The 15,075-nt window shown below is 69.8% G+C and carries 10 protein-coding genes and 1 tRNA gene; 4 read left to right on the plus strand and 7 right to left on the minus strand.

Annotation, left to right across the window (positions count from 1 at the left end; genetic code table 11):
* Positions 1–13 precede the first annotated feature (13 nt).
* The 3 genes from ACYVLT_RS07975 to ACYVLT_RS07985 all read right to left on the minus strand — a co-directional run bounded on the left by ACYVLT_RS07975 (position 14) and on the right by ACYVLT_RS07985 (position 2,427).
* Positions 14–1,003 carry a pectate lyase family protein gene (locus ACYVLT_RS07975; RefSeq protein ID WP_461119475.1) on the minus strand — a complete coding sequence of 330 codons (990 nt, stop codon included), beginning with the start codon at positions 1,001–1,003 and terminating at the stop codon, positions 14–16.
* Between the two features lie 14 nt (positions 1,004–1,017).
* Positions 1,018–2,046, minus strand: a complete 1,029-nt coding sequence (locus tag ACYVLT_RS07980; RefSeq protein ID WP_461119476.1) for a pectate lyase family protein — start codon at positions 2,044–2,046, stop codon at positions 1,018–1,020.
* Positions 2,047–2,353: 307 nt separating this feature from the next.
* A tRNA-Arg gene (locus ACYVLT_RS07985) sits at positions 2,354–2,427 on the minus strand.
* Between the two features lie 549 nt (positions 2,428–2,976).
* Here ACYVLT_RS07985 and ACYVLT_RS07990 point away from each other — a divergent pair.
* The 3 genes from ACYVLT_RS07990 to ACYVLT_RS08000 all read left to right on the plus strand — a co-directional run bounded on the left by ACYVLT_RS07990 (position 2,977) and on the right by ACYVLT_RS08000 (position 7,166).
* Complete coding sequence (locus tag ACYVLT_RS07990; RefSeq protein ID WP_461119477.1) at positions 2,977–4,902, plus strand: alpha-L-fucosidase; 1,926 nt, start codon at positions 2,977–2,979, stop codon at positions 4,900–4,902.
* Between the two features lie 191 nt (positions 4,903–5,093).
* Positions 5,094–5,984, plus strand: coding sequence for an expansin EXLX1 family cellulose-binding protein (locus ACYVLT_RS07995; protein ID WP_461119478.1), 891 nt, complete (start codon positions 5,094–5,096; stop codon positions 5,982–5,984).
* Positions 5,985–6,293: 309 nt separating this feature from the next.
* A complete protein-coding gene (locus ACYVLT_RS08000; RefSeq protein ID WP_461119479.1) occupies positions 6,294–7,166 on the plus strand; it encodes a hypothetical protein in 873 nt (290 codons plus the stop codon).
* Between the two features lie 85 nt (positions 7,167–7,251).
* Here the strand turns inward: ACYVLT_RS08000 and ACYVLT_RS08005 are convergent, their stop codons facing one another.
* Entirely contained in the window at positions 7,252–8,700 is a 1,449-nt protein-coding gene (locus ACYVLT_RS08005) for a non-reducing end alpha-L-arabinofuranosidase family hydrolase (protein WP_461119480.1), read from the minus strand.
* A 359-nt stretch (positions 8,701–9,059) separates the two neighbouring features.
* On the minus strand, positions 9,060–11,798 hold the full coding sequence (locus ACYVLT_RS08010; RefSeq protein ID WP_461119481.1) for a beta-L-arabinofuranosidase domain-containing protein: 2,739 nt from the start codon (positions 11,796–11,798) through the stop codon (positions 9,060–9,062).
* Positions 11,799–12,380: 582 nt separating this feature from the next.
* On the opposite strand from ACYVLT_RS08010, the gene ACYVLT_RS08015 reads away from it, so the two are divergent.
* Positions 12,381–13,916, plus strand: a complete 1,536-nt coding sequence (locus ACYVLT_RS08015; RefSeq protein ID WP_461119482.1) for an ankyrin repeat domain-containing protein — start codon at positions 12,381–12,383, stop codon at positions 13,914–13,916.
* 13 nt (positions 13,917–13,929) lie between these two features.
* On the opposite strand, the gene ACYVLT_RS08020 is transcribed toward ACYVLT_RS08015, so the two are convergent.
* Together ACYVLT_RS08020 and ACYVLT_RS08025 are read right to left on the minus strand one after the other, a co-directional pair.
* Positions 13,930–14,727 (minus strand): hypothetical protein, encoded by a 798-nt coding sequence (locus ACYVLT_RS08020; RefSeq protein ID WP_461119483.1) that lies wholly within the window; start codon positions 14,725–14,727, stop codon positions 13,930–13,932.
* A complete protein-coding gene (locus tag ACYVLT_RS08025; RefSeq protein ID WP_461119484.1) occupies positions 14,724–15,062 on the minus strand; it encodes a hypothetical protein in 339 nt (112 codons plus the stop codon). Before ACYVLT_RS08025 ends, ACYVLT_RS08020 begins: the two co-directional genes overlap by 4 nt.
* Positions 15,063–15,075: the final 13 nt, after the last annotated feature.

A 15,075-nucleotide genomic window follows, 5' to 3' on the forward strand; every position in this document is an offset into this window, starting at 1 on the left:
TGGCTGTTATGGCTCAGACGCGGCCGACGCCGGCGCCGGCCGGCACGGTGCTGGGCAAGGTCGACGGGCTGTCCGGGGTGTAGGCGTAGTAGGTGCGCGGTTCGACGACCGTGCCGAGGGTCTGCGGGGTGCCGGAGTTGACGTAGATGTTGTTGCGCTGCACCACGCGCCCCGGTCCGCTCGCGTCGTAGCCCGAGTAGATCGGGTGCGGCACGTTCTCGAAGTAGTTGGCCTCCACCAGCACACCGGCGTTCATCGTGGACGCCACCCCGTAGAGCCGGTTGTCGCGGAAGTAGTTGTTGTAGACGTGGATCGGCTCGCCGAAGCGGACGCGGGGGTGCCGCTGGTCGGTGCCGTTGAAGTAGTTGTGGTGGAACGTCACCCGCAGCTTGCCGGTGTCCTGGCTCGCGTTGGAATCGGAGTGGCCGAGCAGCGCGGTCTTGCTGTGGTCGTGGAAGTTGTTCCACGACACGGTGATGAAGTCCGCGCCCCGGACGATGTCGATGAGGCCGTCCAGGCCGCCGCTGAGGTCGCAGTGGTCGATCCAGATGTGGTGCGAGGACTGCTGGATGCTGATCGCGTCGTCGTCCGCGCCGGTGAACCTCAGGTTTCGGATGATGACGTTCTGCCTGCGGTACATGTCCAGGCCGCCGCCGCGGATCTCCGCGCCGGGCAGGCCGATGACGGTCTTGTTGGAGCGCAGGCCCTGCTTGCTGCTGAACGTCATGATCCCGTCGACCTGGATCACGTAGGGCTCGTTGCGGTCGCAGTAGTCGAGGAACGTGTCCGTGTCCCGCACCGTGACCACGGGTCCGCCCACGCCGCCGGTGGTGCCGTTCTGGCCGAGCGTGTTCGTCCCGGCGAACCCGTCGGCGGTCTGGAACGGCGCCGCCCACACCGGGTTGGTGGTGACCGGGCTCGCGCCCGCCGGGCGTGCGGCGACGGCGGTCAGGGCCGTCGCGGCGGCGCCCGTGAGGAGGGCGCGCCTGCTGATGTCGCTCATCGTGGCTGCTCCTGTCAGATGCGACCGGTGCCCGCACCGGCGGGCACGACCGCGGGGACCTCGGCGGCGCGGTTGGGGGTGTAGGCGTAGTACGTGCGCGGCTCGACCACGGAACCGCGCAGCTCGATCTCGTGGTTGCACTCCACGAGGATGTTGTCGCGGGCGACCATGCGGCCCAGGTCGCCGCTGAAGTCGACCCGGCCGGGGTTGTTCACGCTGAAGAAGTAGTTGCCCTCCAGCACCACGCCCGCGTTCATCGCCGAGGCGACGCCGTAGCTGTTGTCGCGGTAGTAGTTGTTGTAGACGTGCACCGACTCGCCGAACCGGACGCGCGGGTTGCGCTGGTCCGAGCCGTCGAAGTAGTTGTGGTGGTAGGTCACCCGCAACCGGCCGATGTCCTGCGCGCCGTTGTCGTCGTCGTGGCCGAGCAGCAACGTCTTGTCGTGCTCGTGGAACCTGTTCCACGAGACGGTGACGAAATCGCTGCCCCTTTTGATGTCGACCGCGCCGTCGTCGCCGTTGGAGAAGTCGTTGTGGTCGATCCAGATGTGGTGGCTGAACATCTGCACGTTGATCAGGTCGTCCGTGGCGCCGGTCAGCGCGAGGTTGCGGATGATGATGTTGTGCACGGCGTCGGCCGGGGGAGCGGTGACGTCGTCGTCCACCGGCAGGCCGATGTTCAGCCCGCCGCCGACCAGCCGCGCGTCCGTGCCCAGGCCGACGATGGTCTTGTCCGAGGCGACGTCGTGCATGCCGTCCGTGCTGCCGGTCGGCAGCGTGATCGTGCCCCTGACCTGCACGACCAGCGGTTCCGGTCGGGCGATGTAGGTCAGGAACTGGGCGGTGGTGGTGGCGGTGACCACGGCGCCGCCCGCGCCGCCGGTGGTGCCGTTCTGTCCCAGTGCGTGCACCGAGGCGAACCCGTCCGCGGTGGTCGCGGCCAGCGCCGGCGTGGCGCTCGGCACCGCGACCGCGGTCGTGGCGAGTGCGACGGCCACGACGACCTTCAGCAGGGCGCGCCTGTTCCCGACAGGTGTGGGCATGGCTATTTCCTCTCCCGTATGAGGGGTGAGTGCAGGAGTTATCGGGAAAGCGCTCTCTGATCGCACCGTAGCGCATGTCACCGGCCTGTCAACGGTCGGCGACACCTCGGGCCCGAGGTTCACATATGTGGCCGGACTATTAGTCGGAGTGGTTCACATATGTGTCGGCGAACATCCATTCCGGCTAACCGGGAATGCTCCTCGCGGCTATTATCGCCCGCCGCGCGAGGGCGTTGCTGGTCTGGAACCACAGACCGCGCCCCGCCGGGTTCGTCCAGGCGGGTCGCGGTGGCACAGGCTCCAGCGGTGCCTCCACCAGGACTCGAACCTGGGGCCTCGCCGTTCGTAGCGGCGCGCTCTGTCCTGCTGAGCTATGGAGGCTGGAATGGTGCGGCAATTGCCGGGGGTGAAGAAAAGCCGCCCTGGTCGGTTCCCCGACGGGCGGCTCCCTGGACCGGACCTGTCACCAGGTCACGGCGGGGAGCACGGGCGGCCCGAACGGCGTCGACGCGTGTTCGTCATCGCCCCTCCTCCGCTCGGTGTGTGCCGCCATGGTGCCGACCGCCGCACGGTGCGGTCAAACCATTTCCGACGTGTCCCCAGTGGACACGAGGTGAAGGTCAGCGCGGGCACGTCGGTCTGGGAACAGGGTCAGACGTAGGATGTATTCATCGAAGGTCGGAGTGCTGGTGTCCGGCCGGGTGGCCGACTGTGGCCCGCAAGTTCGCAAAGTCGCAGGCCGAGGTGCGGTTGGGGATCAATCGGCTCGAACCTGCGGTGATCGGACCCTTCCGTAGAGATGGGATGTATTGCTAGCCTCCTGCCGAGCGCCCGCCACGGCAGGAGTCGCCATGTCACTCACCGACAAGGCCTTCGACCGCGGCAGTGGCCGGATGCCGCACCGCGCATGCGTCGAGTCCAGGAGTGTCGATGACGACATCAGAGGTATCCCGCCGGAGTTTCCTCGCGGCCTCCGGCATCGCGGCGGCCGCTGTCGCGGCACCGGGTCTTGCGGGGCTCTCGCCGCAGGCCGCCGCGGACACCCAGACCGACCTGTCGAACCTGGTCAACCTCCGCTTCGGCATGTTCAACCACTTCAACCTCGGCACGTTCACCGACGAGGAGTGGGCGGCCGGCGGTCAGAGCCCGCTGAAGTTCGCGCCGCCCTCGGTGGACTGCGGCCAGTGGGCGGCGGCCGCCGCCGCGGCGAAGATGAGCTACGGCGTGCTCACCACCAAGCACCACGACGGCTTCTCCCTGTGGCCCACGGCGTTCGGCACCCAGAACGTGGCCTACTCGGGCTATCGCCAGGATGTCGTGCGCCAGTACGTGGACGCCTTCCGCGCCCGCGGCTTGCGGGTGGGGCTGTACTACTCGATCTGGGACCGCACGCACACGATCGAGGCGTACGGCGGTCACGTCGGTGACCCCAAGCAATCCGTCGAACCGGGTGACATGACCGTGGTGCTCGGCCAGATCCGGGAGCTGTTGACCAACTACGGCACGATCGACGTGTTCGTCACCGACGGCTACGCCTGGCAGATGGGTCAGCAGCAGATCTCCTACCAGGAGGTCCGCAACCTGGTGAAGTCGCTGCAACCGGGCTGCGTGATGGTCGACCACGGCGGCCTGGCGCAACCGTGGCTGGGCGACGCGATCTACTTCGAGGCGCCCCTGGGCATCAGGTCGCCCGCGGGGAACACGTACGCGGGCATCCAGGGCGAAACGATCAGCAACGGCTGGTTCTGGCACCCGAGCACGCCCACGACCGCGCCGCGCGGCCGTGACGCGATCCTGGCCGACCTGCGGGACCTGGAGCCCAAGTACACGACGTACCTGTTGAACTGCCCGCCCAACCGCAACGGCAGGCTCGACACCAACATCGTCAACCGGCTCGCGGAGGTCGGCGCGGCCTGGAGTCCGAACAGCTCACGCCCGCCGCTGCCGGTGCAGCCGCTGCGGGTCGAATGGCCAGTGAACGCGGTGGCCGCCTACGCGTCGTCCTACAACCCGGGCGAGTTCGCCTACCACGCGATCGACAACCGCAGTGACGTGAACTTCGAGACGTGCTGGTCGACCTGGGGCGGTGGCCGGACGCTGCCCCAGACCATCACGATCGACCTCGGGGGAGTGTGGAGCAACGTCTCCACCCTCGAATACCTGCCGAAGCAGTGGAATCGGTCCGACTCCGTCGACGGCGACATCACCGCGGCCACGATCGCCACCAGCACCGACGGCGTCGCCTTCACCACGGTGGCCACCGTGAACTGGGCCGCGGACCGGCGGGTCAAGCTCGCCGAGTGGCCCAACCGGAACGTGGGCTTCGTGCGCATCACCGTCACGGCCGCCACCGGCGGCTACGTCAACATCAACGGGGTGCACGTCGGCGGCCGCAGCGCCCGTCCCCAGCTGGTCTCGCGCTTCCCGGTGGCGAACACCGTCTACCGCATCGAGTCCCGCGCCAGCGGAAAGGTGCTCGACGTGCGGGGCGTCGGCACGGCCGACAACACCCCGGTGCACCAGTGGTCGTGGTTGAACCAGGCCAACCAGAAGTGGACCTTCGTCTCCACCGGGGACGGCTACTTCGAGGTCCGCGACCAGAACAGCGGCAAGCTGCTGGAGGTCGGCGGCATGTCCCGGGTCGACGGCGCAACCATGAACATCTGGGGCGACGCGAACGTCCACCAGCAGCACTGGGCCGTCACACCGGTCGGTGGCGACTACTTCATCCTCACCAACCGGCTGAGCCAGCGGGTGTTGCAGGTTCCCGGCGCGTCCACCTCGGACGGCACCGTCCTCACCCAGGGGGACCACAACGGCGCCGGTCACCAGCAGTGGCGGCTGATCCGCTCCTGACCGTCCGACCCGGCGGGTTGCGCCCGATCTTCGGGATATTGCTGGAAGGTGTCGGGTGAGTCAACGCTCACAAGAAGGTCAGCCGTGCGTTGACTCGCCCGCGTGTGGCCGCCTAGCGTGCACGGCACCAGGGCGGCCCGGGCGGTGGTCATGTCCAAGGTCGGCCTGGCGGCCGCGGTTCGGGAGGTGCAGTGCCCAAGCGTTGGGTGGTCGCGTCGGCTGTGGCGTTGCTGGTCGTGACCGTGACGGTGGTCGTCGTCGCGGTGGCGTCGAACCGGACGAACGGCGGTCCTGAAGCGACGGTCGACCCGGACGAGGGCCAGTTGATCGGCATCGCCGCCACCACCCCGTCCGCGAGCCCGCCACCGAGTTCGTCCGCGAGCACGACGGCCGTCACCTCTTCCACCGCGACGACCTCTGCCGTCGCGCCCACCACGTCCGCGCCCGCGCCTGCTGCCGCGCCGCTCGTCGGGAAGATCCAGCCGGGGGTCACCCGATCCGGGATGGCCACGTTCTACGACACGGACGGCAGCGGTGCGTGCGGGTACGACCCGAGCCCCGACCCGTTGAACGCGGCGATGAACTGGGCGGACTACGAGGACTCCAAGGCGTGCGGCGCCTACGTCCTGGTGCAGGCGGCCAACGGCAGGAGCGTGACGGTGCGGATCACCAACCTGTGCCCGCTGCCGTGCCGGACCGGGCAGCTGGACATGAACCCGGAGGCGTTCGACCGCCTCGGGCTGCCGCGCAACCTCGGGGAGATCCCGATCACCTGGAAGCTGGTGAACCCCCCGCTGTCGAAGCCGATGTCGATCCGCTACAAGGTCGGCTCGTCCCAGTACTGGTGCGCCATCCAGGCGGTCGACCACGGCAACCCGGTGGCCCGGCTGGAGGTCCGCACGAGCGGCGGGTGGAAGCAGCTCCAGCGCACCGACTACAACTACTTCCTATCGGAGAACGGCGCCGGGTGCGGCGGGGCCATCGCGGTCACCGACATCTACGGCGAGCGCCTGGTCATCGACCCGCTACCGGTCAAGGCCGACGTCATCCAGCCGACGACCCTGCAGTTCGCCCGGCACTGACCCGTCGGTCGGCCGGCGTCCGTTCGGCATCCCCGCCGACGAGGCCCGCGACATCTGCCCGCGCCGCCTGCCCGACCTGGACGACGTGCCCCGACCGCACACCGCCGCCTGACCGGGCGCCGCGCTCAACCATCTACGGCCGCTGACGCCTGGGCCCGCCCCATCATCGGTGCGGCAGAGCGTCTGGCAGGAAGTCGCCACACTTCGGTCCAGTCGCGTCCTCGTTTTGTATTGACTCCGCCATAAGGGTTGCCTAGCGTCGGCGCTACCGCGACCGCCGGGGCGTCCGCCGATTCGAGAGGACCGACCGTGCGCAAGCCACGCATCACCGAGTTCGTCATCGCAGGCTTGGCCGTGGTGATCCTCGTGGCGGCGGCCTTCGTCGTGTTCGGGCAGGACTCCCGGCCGACGCACCAGAGCCACGTGGCGGCCACCGTGCCGAGCGCGGCGCCGGGGGCGGGCCGGTCCGACTCGTTCGAGGGCTACCGGCTCGAACCGGTCGAGGTCCCCGATCGGCACGGCCCGGACCTGCCGTTCGCGTTCCGGGTCATCGGGCCCGACCAGCGGCCCGTCACCTCGTTCCAGCCCAACATGACCAAGCAGCTGCACTTCTTCGTCGTTCGCGACGACCTCAGCGTGTACCAGCACGTGCACCCCGAGCCGGACGGCGACACCTGGCGCACCACGCTCCCACTGCCCGGCGCCGGTCGCTTCCGCATGTACGCCGAGTTCATCCCGCCCAGCACGGAACGGCACCCCGAGCCGGTCGTGCTCGGCGCGCCGTTCGAGATTCCCGGTGACGCGACGAAGGCGGCGCTGCCCTCGCCGAGCGTGGAGACCACCACCGACTCGGGCTACCGGGTCGCGGTGCGGGACGGGCTCGCCCTCCCGTTGAGCGCCCCGGCGAAGATCCGGTTGGCCATCAGCGATCCCGGGGGTGCCCCGGTGGAGGCGCTGGAACCCCACCTCGGCGCCTACGGGCACGTCACCGCGTTCCACACCGAGCAGCTGTCCACCACCCACCTGCACCCCGTCGAGGTGGTGGGGATCCCGGTCCTGCGAGGCACCCTGACGTTCGACGTGTGGTTCGGCGACGCCGGCGACCACCGGCTGTTCCTGGAATTCCGGCACAACGGCCAGTTGCACACCGCCGCACTCACGTTCACCGTCGCAGACGCCTGACGCGAAACGGCTCTCGGTGACAGGCGGGTCGGCGACCCCATCCACCCGTGAGGGATGAGGTCGCCGACGCGGCCGTGTCAGGCGATCAGCGCTGGAGCGTCAGCACGCCCGGCCGCCAGGGCAGGGAGTTGTAGGGGACGCCGCCGGTGCCGAGGGGAAGCCCCTGGTAGAGGAGTTGCAGGTTGCAGGGGTCGATGGTCTTGGTCTGGTCGGGGTTGGTGCGCACCAGGTCGCCGTGGCTGATGTCGTTGGTCCAGGTGGCGCCGCTGTTGGCCTTGCCCGCGAACGGGTTGCCCTCGGTGGCGGCCTGCGGGGTCCAGGAACCGCCCAGGCTGCTGGACGTGAACGAGCGGAAGTAGCGTCCGTTGGCCCCCATCGCCTCGACGAGCATGAGGTACTGGTTCTGGTCCTTGACCTTGTAGACCTCGACGCCTTCGAACAGGTTCTCCCTCGTGTCGCTCATGATCGTCGTGTACGAGGTGCCGAAGCTGCCGGGGAAGTTCCCGATCGGCATGGTCGAGCGGTAGATGTTGCCGTTGTCGCCGGCGAAGAACATGTACATGTTCGTGCCGTCGCCGATCAACGTCTGGTCGAGGGCGCCGCCGCCGGGGATGTTGCCCGAGAAGAGCTCCTGCGGCGCCGACCACCCGTTGGCGTTGGTGGGATCGCTGGTGGTCCGGTAGCTGAAGGTGGTCGGGCCCCACTGGTAGGCGAGCACCCAGACGTTCTTCGGGGCGAAGTAGAACAACGTGGGCGCGACCGTGCCGAGGTTCATGGTGTTCTGCGGGGCCGAGGCCATGTCCGACCAGTTGGTGAACGTCCCGAAGTTCATCGAGCCGTAGTGCTGCCCCGTCTTGTCCACCGTCGACCCGTAGACCAGGTGCTTGCCGTTGTGGACGACGTTGGTGAAGTCCTTGAGCGAGATCCAGTCCGACTTGGGGTTCGCCAGCACGCCCGTCGACGCCCAGCGGTAGGTCGACGGGAGCCCGCACGACCCGGTGTCGCCCACGCGGACGAGCTGCCACTGCTGGTTGGCCCCGTTCCAGTCGCCGTACTGCACGACCGCCGCCCCGTCCGCGGTCGACAGGCCGGTCACCTCCGCGGCCTTGCCGCTGTGGCGGTTGATCAACCTGACATGTCCGCCGTCGGAGTCCGCGAGCCGGAACTGCTGGTTGGTGCCGTTGTGATCGGTCCACTGCTGGACCTTCGCGCCGTCCGCGGTCGACCAGTTGGCCACTTCGAGGACCTTGCCGGAGTTCTTCGACCTCAACCGGTAGTAGCCGCCCCCGGAATCGACGAACTGCCACTGCTGGTTGGCCCCGTCGTGCCGGGACCACTGGTGGACCGCCGCCCCATCGGCGGTGGATGCGCTCGCGATGTCCATCGCCTTGCCGCTGTTGCGATTGACCAACACGTACGACGCGTTCGTGTCAACGGTCGCCGCCGACGCCGCGCCGGTGTCGAGCGCGACCGCCGCGGTAGCCGCGAGGACGGTCGCGAGCACGGTGCTCAGCGCGGATGTCCAACGATGCACGGTGATTTCTCCTTCAGCGTCAAGGCCACACGGGCCGGTCACAGAGGGAAGGAACTGCGATGTGCTCGAATGGCGTCACGGGCGAAAAGGGCCGCATCGGACCAAAGGCATGGAGAACTCCGAACGATCGCCGAATCGAACCGCTTCGATTAAGAGGATCTTATACCGCCGGAGCATGCCGAGACCAGGCATCTACGTCTTTCGAATCGGTTCGACAGTTCGTTCGACGATTCGATCCGATACCGGCTCTCGTCGGGAGAGCGCACCAGCGCGGGGTCACGCACGCCCTTCGTGCCGATCGGGGAGTGCAGGGCCCGCGACGTCACGATGACGTCGCGGGCACCCGATGGTTCGCGGGGTCAGACGAAGCGCCAGAGGTGGTCGTTGGTGCCGTTGTCGTCCCAGACGATCACCTGTGCGCCTCGCGAGGTGGAGGCGCCGTTGAGACCGAGCACGCGGCCGCCGTTGGCGGTCTGGATGCGGAAGTAGCCGCTGGAGCCGTAGCGCAGCCGCCACTTGTGGTCCGCGGTGCCGTTGTCGGCCCACTGCACGACGCGGGCGCCGTTGCCGGTGGCACCGCCTTCGACACCGAGGACCTTGCCGCTGTGGGAGTTGCGCAGCCGGAAGTAGCCGTCCGGGTCGAGCAGAGCGGTCCACAGGTGGTCCGCGGTGCCGTTGTCGTCCCACTGGACCACCAGGCCGCCGTCCGCCGTGGACATGTTCTGCACGCCCAGGAACAGGCCGCTGCGCAGGTTCTGGATGCGTCGCGCGCCGACCGGCACGAACCGCCAGTTGTTGTCCGCGCTGCCGTTGTCCGGGTCTTGGACGGCTTGCGCGCCCTGCGCGGTGGAACCGTTGAGGATGCCCAGCAGCTTGGCGCTGTTGGCGTTGCGGATCTTGTGGGTGCCGTCGCCGTTGTCCACGATGGTCCAGCGGTGGTCGGCGGTGCCGTTGTCGGCCCACTGCAGCACGCGGGCGTTGTCGGCGGTGGACATCTTGTCCACGCCCAGGACCTTGTTGCTGTTGAGGTTGCGCAGCCGGACCGCGGTGCCGTCGGGCACCAACTGCCAGTTGTGGTCGGCGGTCCCGGTGTCGCCCCACTGCAACGCCAGTCCACCGTCGGCCGTGGACATGTTCTGGATACCGAGCACGAAGCCGCTGGAGGCGTTGAACAGCCGGTAGCCCGCGCTGGAGCTGCCGCTCATGTTCCAGTACACCGTGTAGTTGTGGCCGTGTGCGTTGTAGAACGGGCCGAGGTTGACCGTGGCGCCGTCGGCGGTCGCGGTGAACGCCAGCGCCGACGTGCTGGTGCGCGCGACGGAGGCGGGTTCGAGGGCAGGGAGCGTGCTGAACGCCGTGTCACCGTAGTTGCCCGACAGCACCACCGGGCCGTAGGTCACCGCGGCGACGTCGGGGTTGTCGTTGGCGGCCTGGAGGACGAGCCGCATCGGCAGTCGCACGGTGACGGTGTCGCCCGAGGCCCAGGTCCGGGTCAGGCTCGCGTAAGTGCCCGGCGTGGTGGTGATGTTGTGGACGGCACCGTTGACGCTGACCGTCGCGCCGGTCGTCCAGGACGGGATCCGCAGCCGCATGGTCCAGGACCCGCCGACGTTGCCGGTCACGGTCAACGTGGTGGTGTCGGACACCGGGAAGCTCGTGGCCTGGGTGACGGTGATGTTGCGCTGCGACCACGTGAGCACCGACGGCGTGTAGAGGTTCACGGTCAGGGTCGTGCCGTCGTGGAAGTAGATCGAGTCGGCCAGGCGGGTGTTGACCTCCAGCGCCGTGCCCTGGCAGCACCAGAACGTGCCGTAGTCGGTGCTGAAGCTGCCGCCGCCCACCACCGGGCCCGCCACGCCCCGGCGGCCGCCGGGGTTGAGCGCGGTGAAGTAGCAGACGTGGCCGTGCGCGCTGTTCGGGTCCTGCTGCCCGAGGAGGTGGTTGAGCAGCGCCCGCTCGTAGAAGTCGAAGTACGCGGCCCGGTTCGGGTCCAGCAGCCACAGTTCACGGGTCAGCTTGAGCATGTTGTAGGTGTTGCACGCCTCGGCCGTGTCGGTGTCCAGGAACCCGGCGATCGCGTTGGGCGCGCGGAAGTGCTCGGCCTCGCTGTTGCCGCCGATCACGTAGGTGTGGGTGCCCACGGTGATGTCCCACGCGTTGGACGCGATGTCGCGGTAGCGCGCGGTGCCCGTCGCCTTGTGCTCGCGGACCGCGCCGATCCACTTCGGCACCTGGGTGTTGGCGTGCAGCCCGCTGAGCCGGTCCTGGTTGGCCGCCAGCGGGTCGAACACGGCGGCGTGGTCGAACCGCTGCGCCACGGCCAGCCACCGCGAGTCGCCCGTCTGCTGGTACAGGTCGGCGAGCACGGCGTTCATGCCGCCGAACTCCGTCCGCAGCGTGGCCTGCATCTGTGCGGTGCTCAACCGGGCGGTGCGCCAGTCCACCCAGCCCGCGAACCGCAGCAGCACGTCACGGGCCTGCGTGTTGCCGATGTAGCGCCACACGTCCAGCAACCCGGCCAGGGTCTTGTGCAGGGTGTAGTACGGCACCCCCCTGGGCGTGCCCGCCTCCAGCAGGTCGAAGTCCGACTCCGGGAGCCCGGACAGGTAGCCGGTGGTGAAGCCCGCGGCGACGTTGTTGGCCTGGCACTTGGCCAACTCGGCCACCATCAGGTTGGCCTTGTCCCGGCACGTGGTCTCACCCAGCACGGCCCAGGCGTTGGCCCACGCGCTGAGGAAGTGCCCCTGGCTGTGCGTGCGGAACGCGAAGTTCGGGGCCTCCCACCCGCCGCACGCCGCCGCGCCGTTGGTCGACAGCCGGTGGTTCGCGCGGAAGTTGTAGAGCAGCCGGTCGACGTCGATGAACCGCAGGTAGGTCAACGTGCGGTGCTGGTTGTCCAGCCAACGGCTCGCCGTCAACCGGACCTGGTCGAGCTCGAACGGGAACGCCGAGACGCCGATGTCGTCACGGACCGGCGGCACCACCGCGGCCCCGGCGACCGGGGCCAACGAGGTGACCGCGGCGGTCGCGGCGGTCGCGAGGGCGGCGACCCCCGCGGCCTGCAACAGCCTGCGACGGTTCAGGGCTGAGGATGACATGAGGCTCCCTGGATCGGCTGCCGCCGCTGCCACGAACAGCCGCAGGCACACCTTTGTGCTCGTCAACGTGAACCGATCAACGGCGGACGTCCGCGTCGATCGGTGGGGCAGACCGGGTCACGGTCTCGCGATGTCAGTCCGAGGGCGTCGTGCCTCCCGGCGTCGGACCGGTCGACACGGCAGGGCCCGGTGCACGGCGCGGCCGGGGTATCGCGTCATCGACAACCTCTCCGTCGGGGCCGCACCGGTCCACACCATCGGTTGGACAAATGTTATCGCTAACAATCCGGATTGCAGGCCGGTCACTGTCCGACCGTGGTGTGGCGTATAGGTAACAGCGGGGTTGACGCGTTGTCAACGGTCAGATTCCCAGGTGCGGTCACTGAAACGTGTCAACCGCTGTTAGCGCTAACAGACAACCTGGGCTTGCGCGGGTGGTGTCGGGTTATAGTGGCCGCGGCTACCAGGAAGCCACCGGTCCGCGGGAATGGGCTCAGCCCACCTGGCGCGTGCACCACGTGTCACCATCGCTCTCCTTTCGGCCTGACCGAGCGGACATCAGGCAGACGAGAGGAGACCACCGTGTCGACCCCGGGCATGCCCGACCGTCCCCACCTCGACCGCTTCCGCCGGCAGGCCCGTGCCCTGCAGCGGGCCGTCCGGGCCGGTGAACCCGACGCCGTCACGCGGCTGGCACGTCACCACCCCGGCGTCCTACCGGACCGCACCGGCGGTTTGCGGCTCAGCGCGGCGCAGTTCGTCATCGCCCGCGAACACGGGTTCGCCAGCTGGCCGCGGCTCGTGCGGTACCTGGAGACCGCGGCCGAACACGGCTGGGACACCAGGCTCGGTGCGGCGCCCACGGCCGGGCCGGCGGAGGAGTTCTGCCGCCTCGCCTGCCTGACCTACAGCCGCGAGGACGGGCCGGAGCGCTGGGCGCGGGCCCGTCGACTGCTGGCCGAGCGTCCCGATCTGACCACGCGGGACATCTGGGCCGCCGCGGCGGCCGCCCGTCCGGACGACGTGGGCCGGCTGCTCGCGGAGCAGCCGGGGCGGGTGGCCGAGCGGGGTGGCCCGTTCCGGTGGCGGCCGCTGTTCTACCTCGTCTACTCGCGATTCGACGAGACCGTGTCGGCCGAGCGTGTGCTCACGGTCGCCCGGCAACTGCTCGACGCCGGCGCCGACCCGGACGACGGCTACCTCTTCGACGCCCTGCCGTCGCCGTTCACGTTGCTGACCGGGGTGTTCGGTCACGGCGAGCTGGGTCGGCGGCGCCAGCCCCGCCACCCGCACTGGCGGGAGTTGGGCCGGCTGCTGCTCGACGCGGGCGCCGACCCCAACGACGCCCAGGCCCTGTACAACCGGATGTTCGAGCCGGACGACTCGCACTTGGAGCTGCTGTTCGACTACGGCCTCGGCACCGGCGACGGCGGCCCGTGGTGGACGCGGATCGCCGAGCTGGGCACGCCCGCGCGGATGCTGCGCGTCCAGCTCCGCTGGGCGGTCGAGCACCACCAACCCGCCCGCGTGCGGCTGCTGGTCGAGCACGGCGTCGACTTCCACTCGCCGTTCGAGGACGACGGGCCCGCGTGGAGTCCCGGCGACGGCCGGACACCGGTCGAGCTGGCCCGGCTCAACGGCGACGTGGAGATCGCCGACTACCTCGTCTCCCGAGGCGCCGCGCCGCCCGGTCCCGATCCGGTGCGCGAGCTGATCGCCGCGGCGTTCCGCGCCGATCGGTCCGCCCTCGACCGGATCCGCGCCGAGCATCCCGACGCCGTGGCGGTTACCCGCCGCAGTCGCCCCGGGCTCATCGTGTGGGCGGCGGCCCGCGCGTCGGTGGAAACGGTCACGTTGCTGGCGGAGCTCGGCTTCGACGTGAACGCCTACGGCCGCGGCGACGCGCCGGTCGAGGAGGCCTGGGAGACCGCACTGCACCACAGCGCGATGGCCGGCAACGTCGAGCTCACGCGTCGGCTGCTGGAGCTGGGCGCCGACCCCGACCTCCGCGACCAGCGCTTCGACGCGACCCCGCTCGACTGGGCCCGGCACTTCCACCAGCTGTCGACCGCCGACCTGCTCGGACCGGTCACCGCTGTCCCGGCGAGCGGCGACTGAGTGCCGCGTTCCCTCAGGTTCCCTTGCGGAACGCCGCCGTGACGTCCTCGCCGGTGGTCAACGGTGCGCCGAGCTCGCGCGCCAACCGGCCCGCGTGCACGTCGACGACCGCTTCCATCAGCTCCGCGTACACCTCGACCGCTCCGCGCACCCGCACCCACCCGACTACCGCGACGCCCACCGCCACCACCACCGACGGCCACCAGAACGCCCCGACGACCGCGTAGGGCACGCACCACGTGGTCGTCGCCACCGCTGCCTCCGCCTCCGCCCGTGCCGCCCGCAGCTCGGCGCGCCCGGAGTCGTCGAGCACCAACCACAACCGCGCCCACCACGACTTGAGGTCGACGGCGTACTGGTGGTGCACCCGGTCCTCGACGGCCGCCAGCCGGTCGCCGGTCCACGTCGCCCGGGTCGGCGCGGCGAGCGCGATCCGGTTGCGCTTCGCCGCGTCCCCCCGTTCGTGCGCCCGCGCCCATCGCCGATGCCGGCGCCGTGCCGCCCAACGGGGGCGCGTGCCGAGGAAGCAGCGCCACGTCACCGGGCACAGCGCCCGCACCACGAGCCCCGCCGCCACCGATCCCAGCAGCACGGCGGCCAGCGCGAGCAGTTGGGCCGCCGGCGGCCGAGTGCCGAGGTCGCGGGTGACCCGGTCCGCCTGGGCGACCAACCTCGTCACGTCCAGCGCGTGCGCGTGCCCCAGCAGCGCGCCCACCGCCGCGGTGGCGAGGAACAGCACGCCGGGCAGCACGAGCAGCGACACCCACCGCTCGGCCACCCGCTTGCCCAGCTCACCGAAGAACGCGTTCACGCCCGTTCCCGCCTCAGCGGCTCGTCCCGCAACCAGCACCGCTCGGCCGGCACCGGACCGCCCGGCTCCCGGGGCACCTCCCGCCCGCACGCGTCCGACGGGCAGACGTACACCTCGCCGAACGTCCGACCGGGCACGGGCGGCACCAGGTCGCTGCCGCGCAGCACGTCGGCGGGGATGCCCAGGCGCGGTAACTCGTCCTTCGGCGGGTGGCCCGCGCGCACCCTCGCCAGCACGTCGTCCAGCACCCGCCCCAACCCCTGGCGCGTCACGGCGGCGCGCAGTTCGGGCAAGGTGGTGCAGAAGGCGGCGAGGTGTTCGTCGGCGTGCGGCACGACGTTCCTCCTC

It is taken from the genome of Saccharothrix stipae (genome assembly GCF_054781895.1).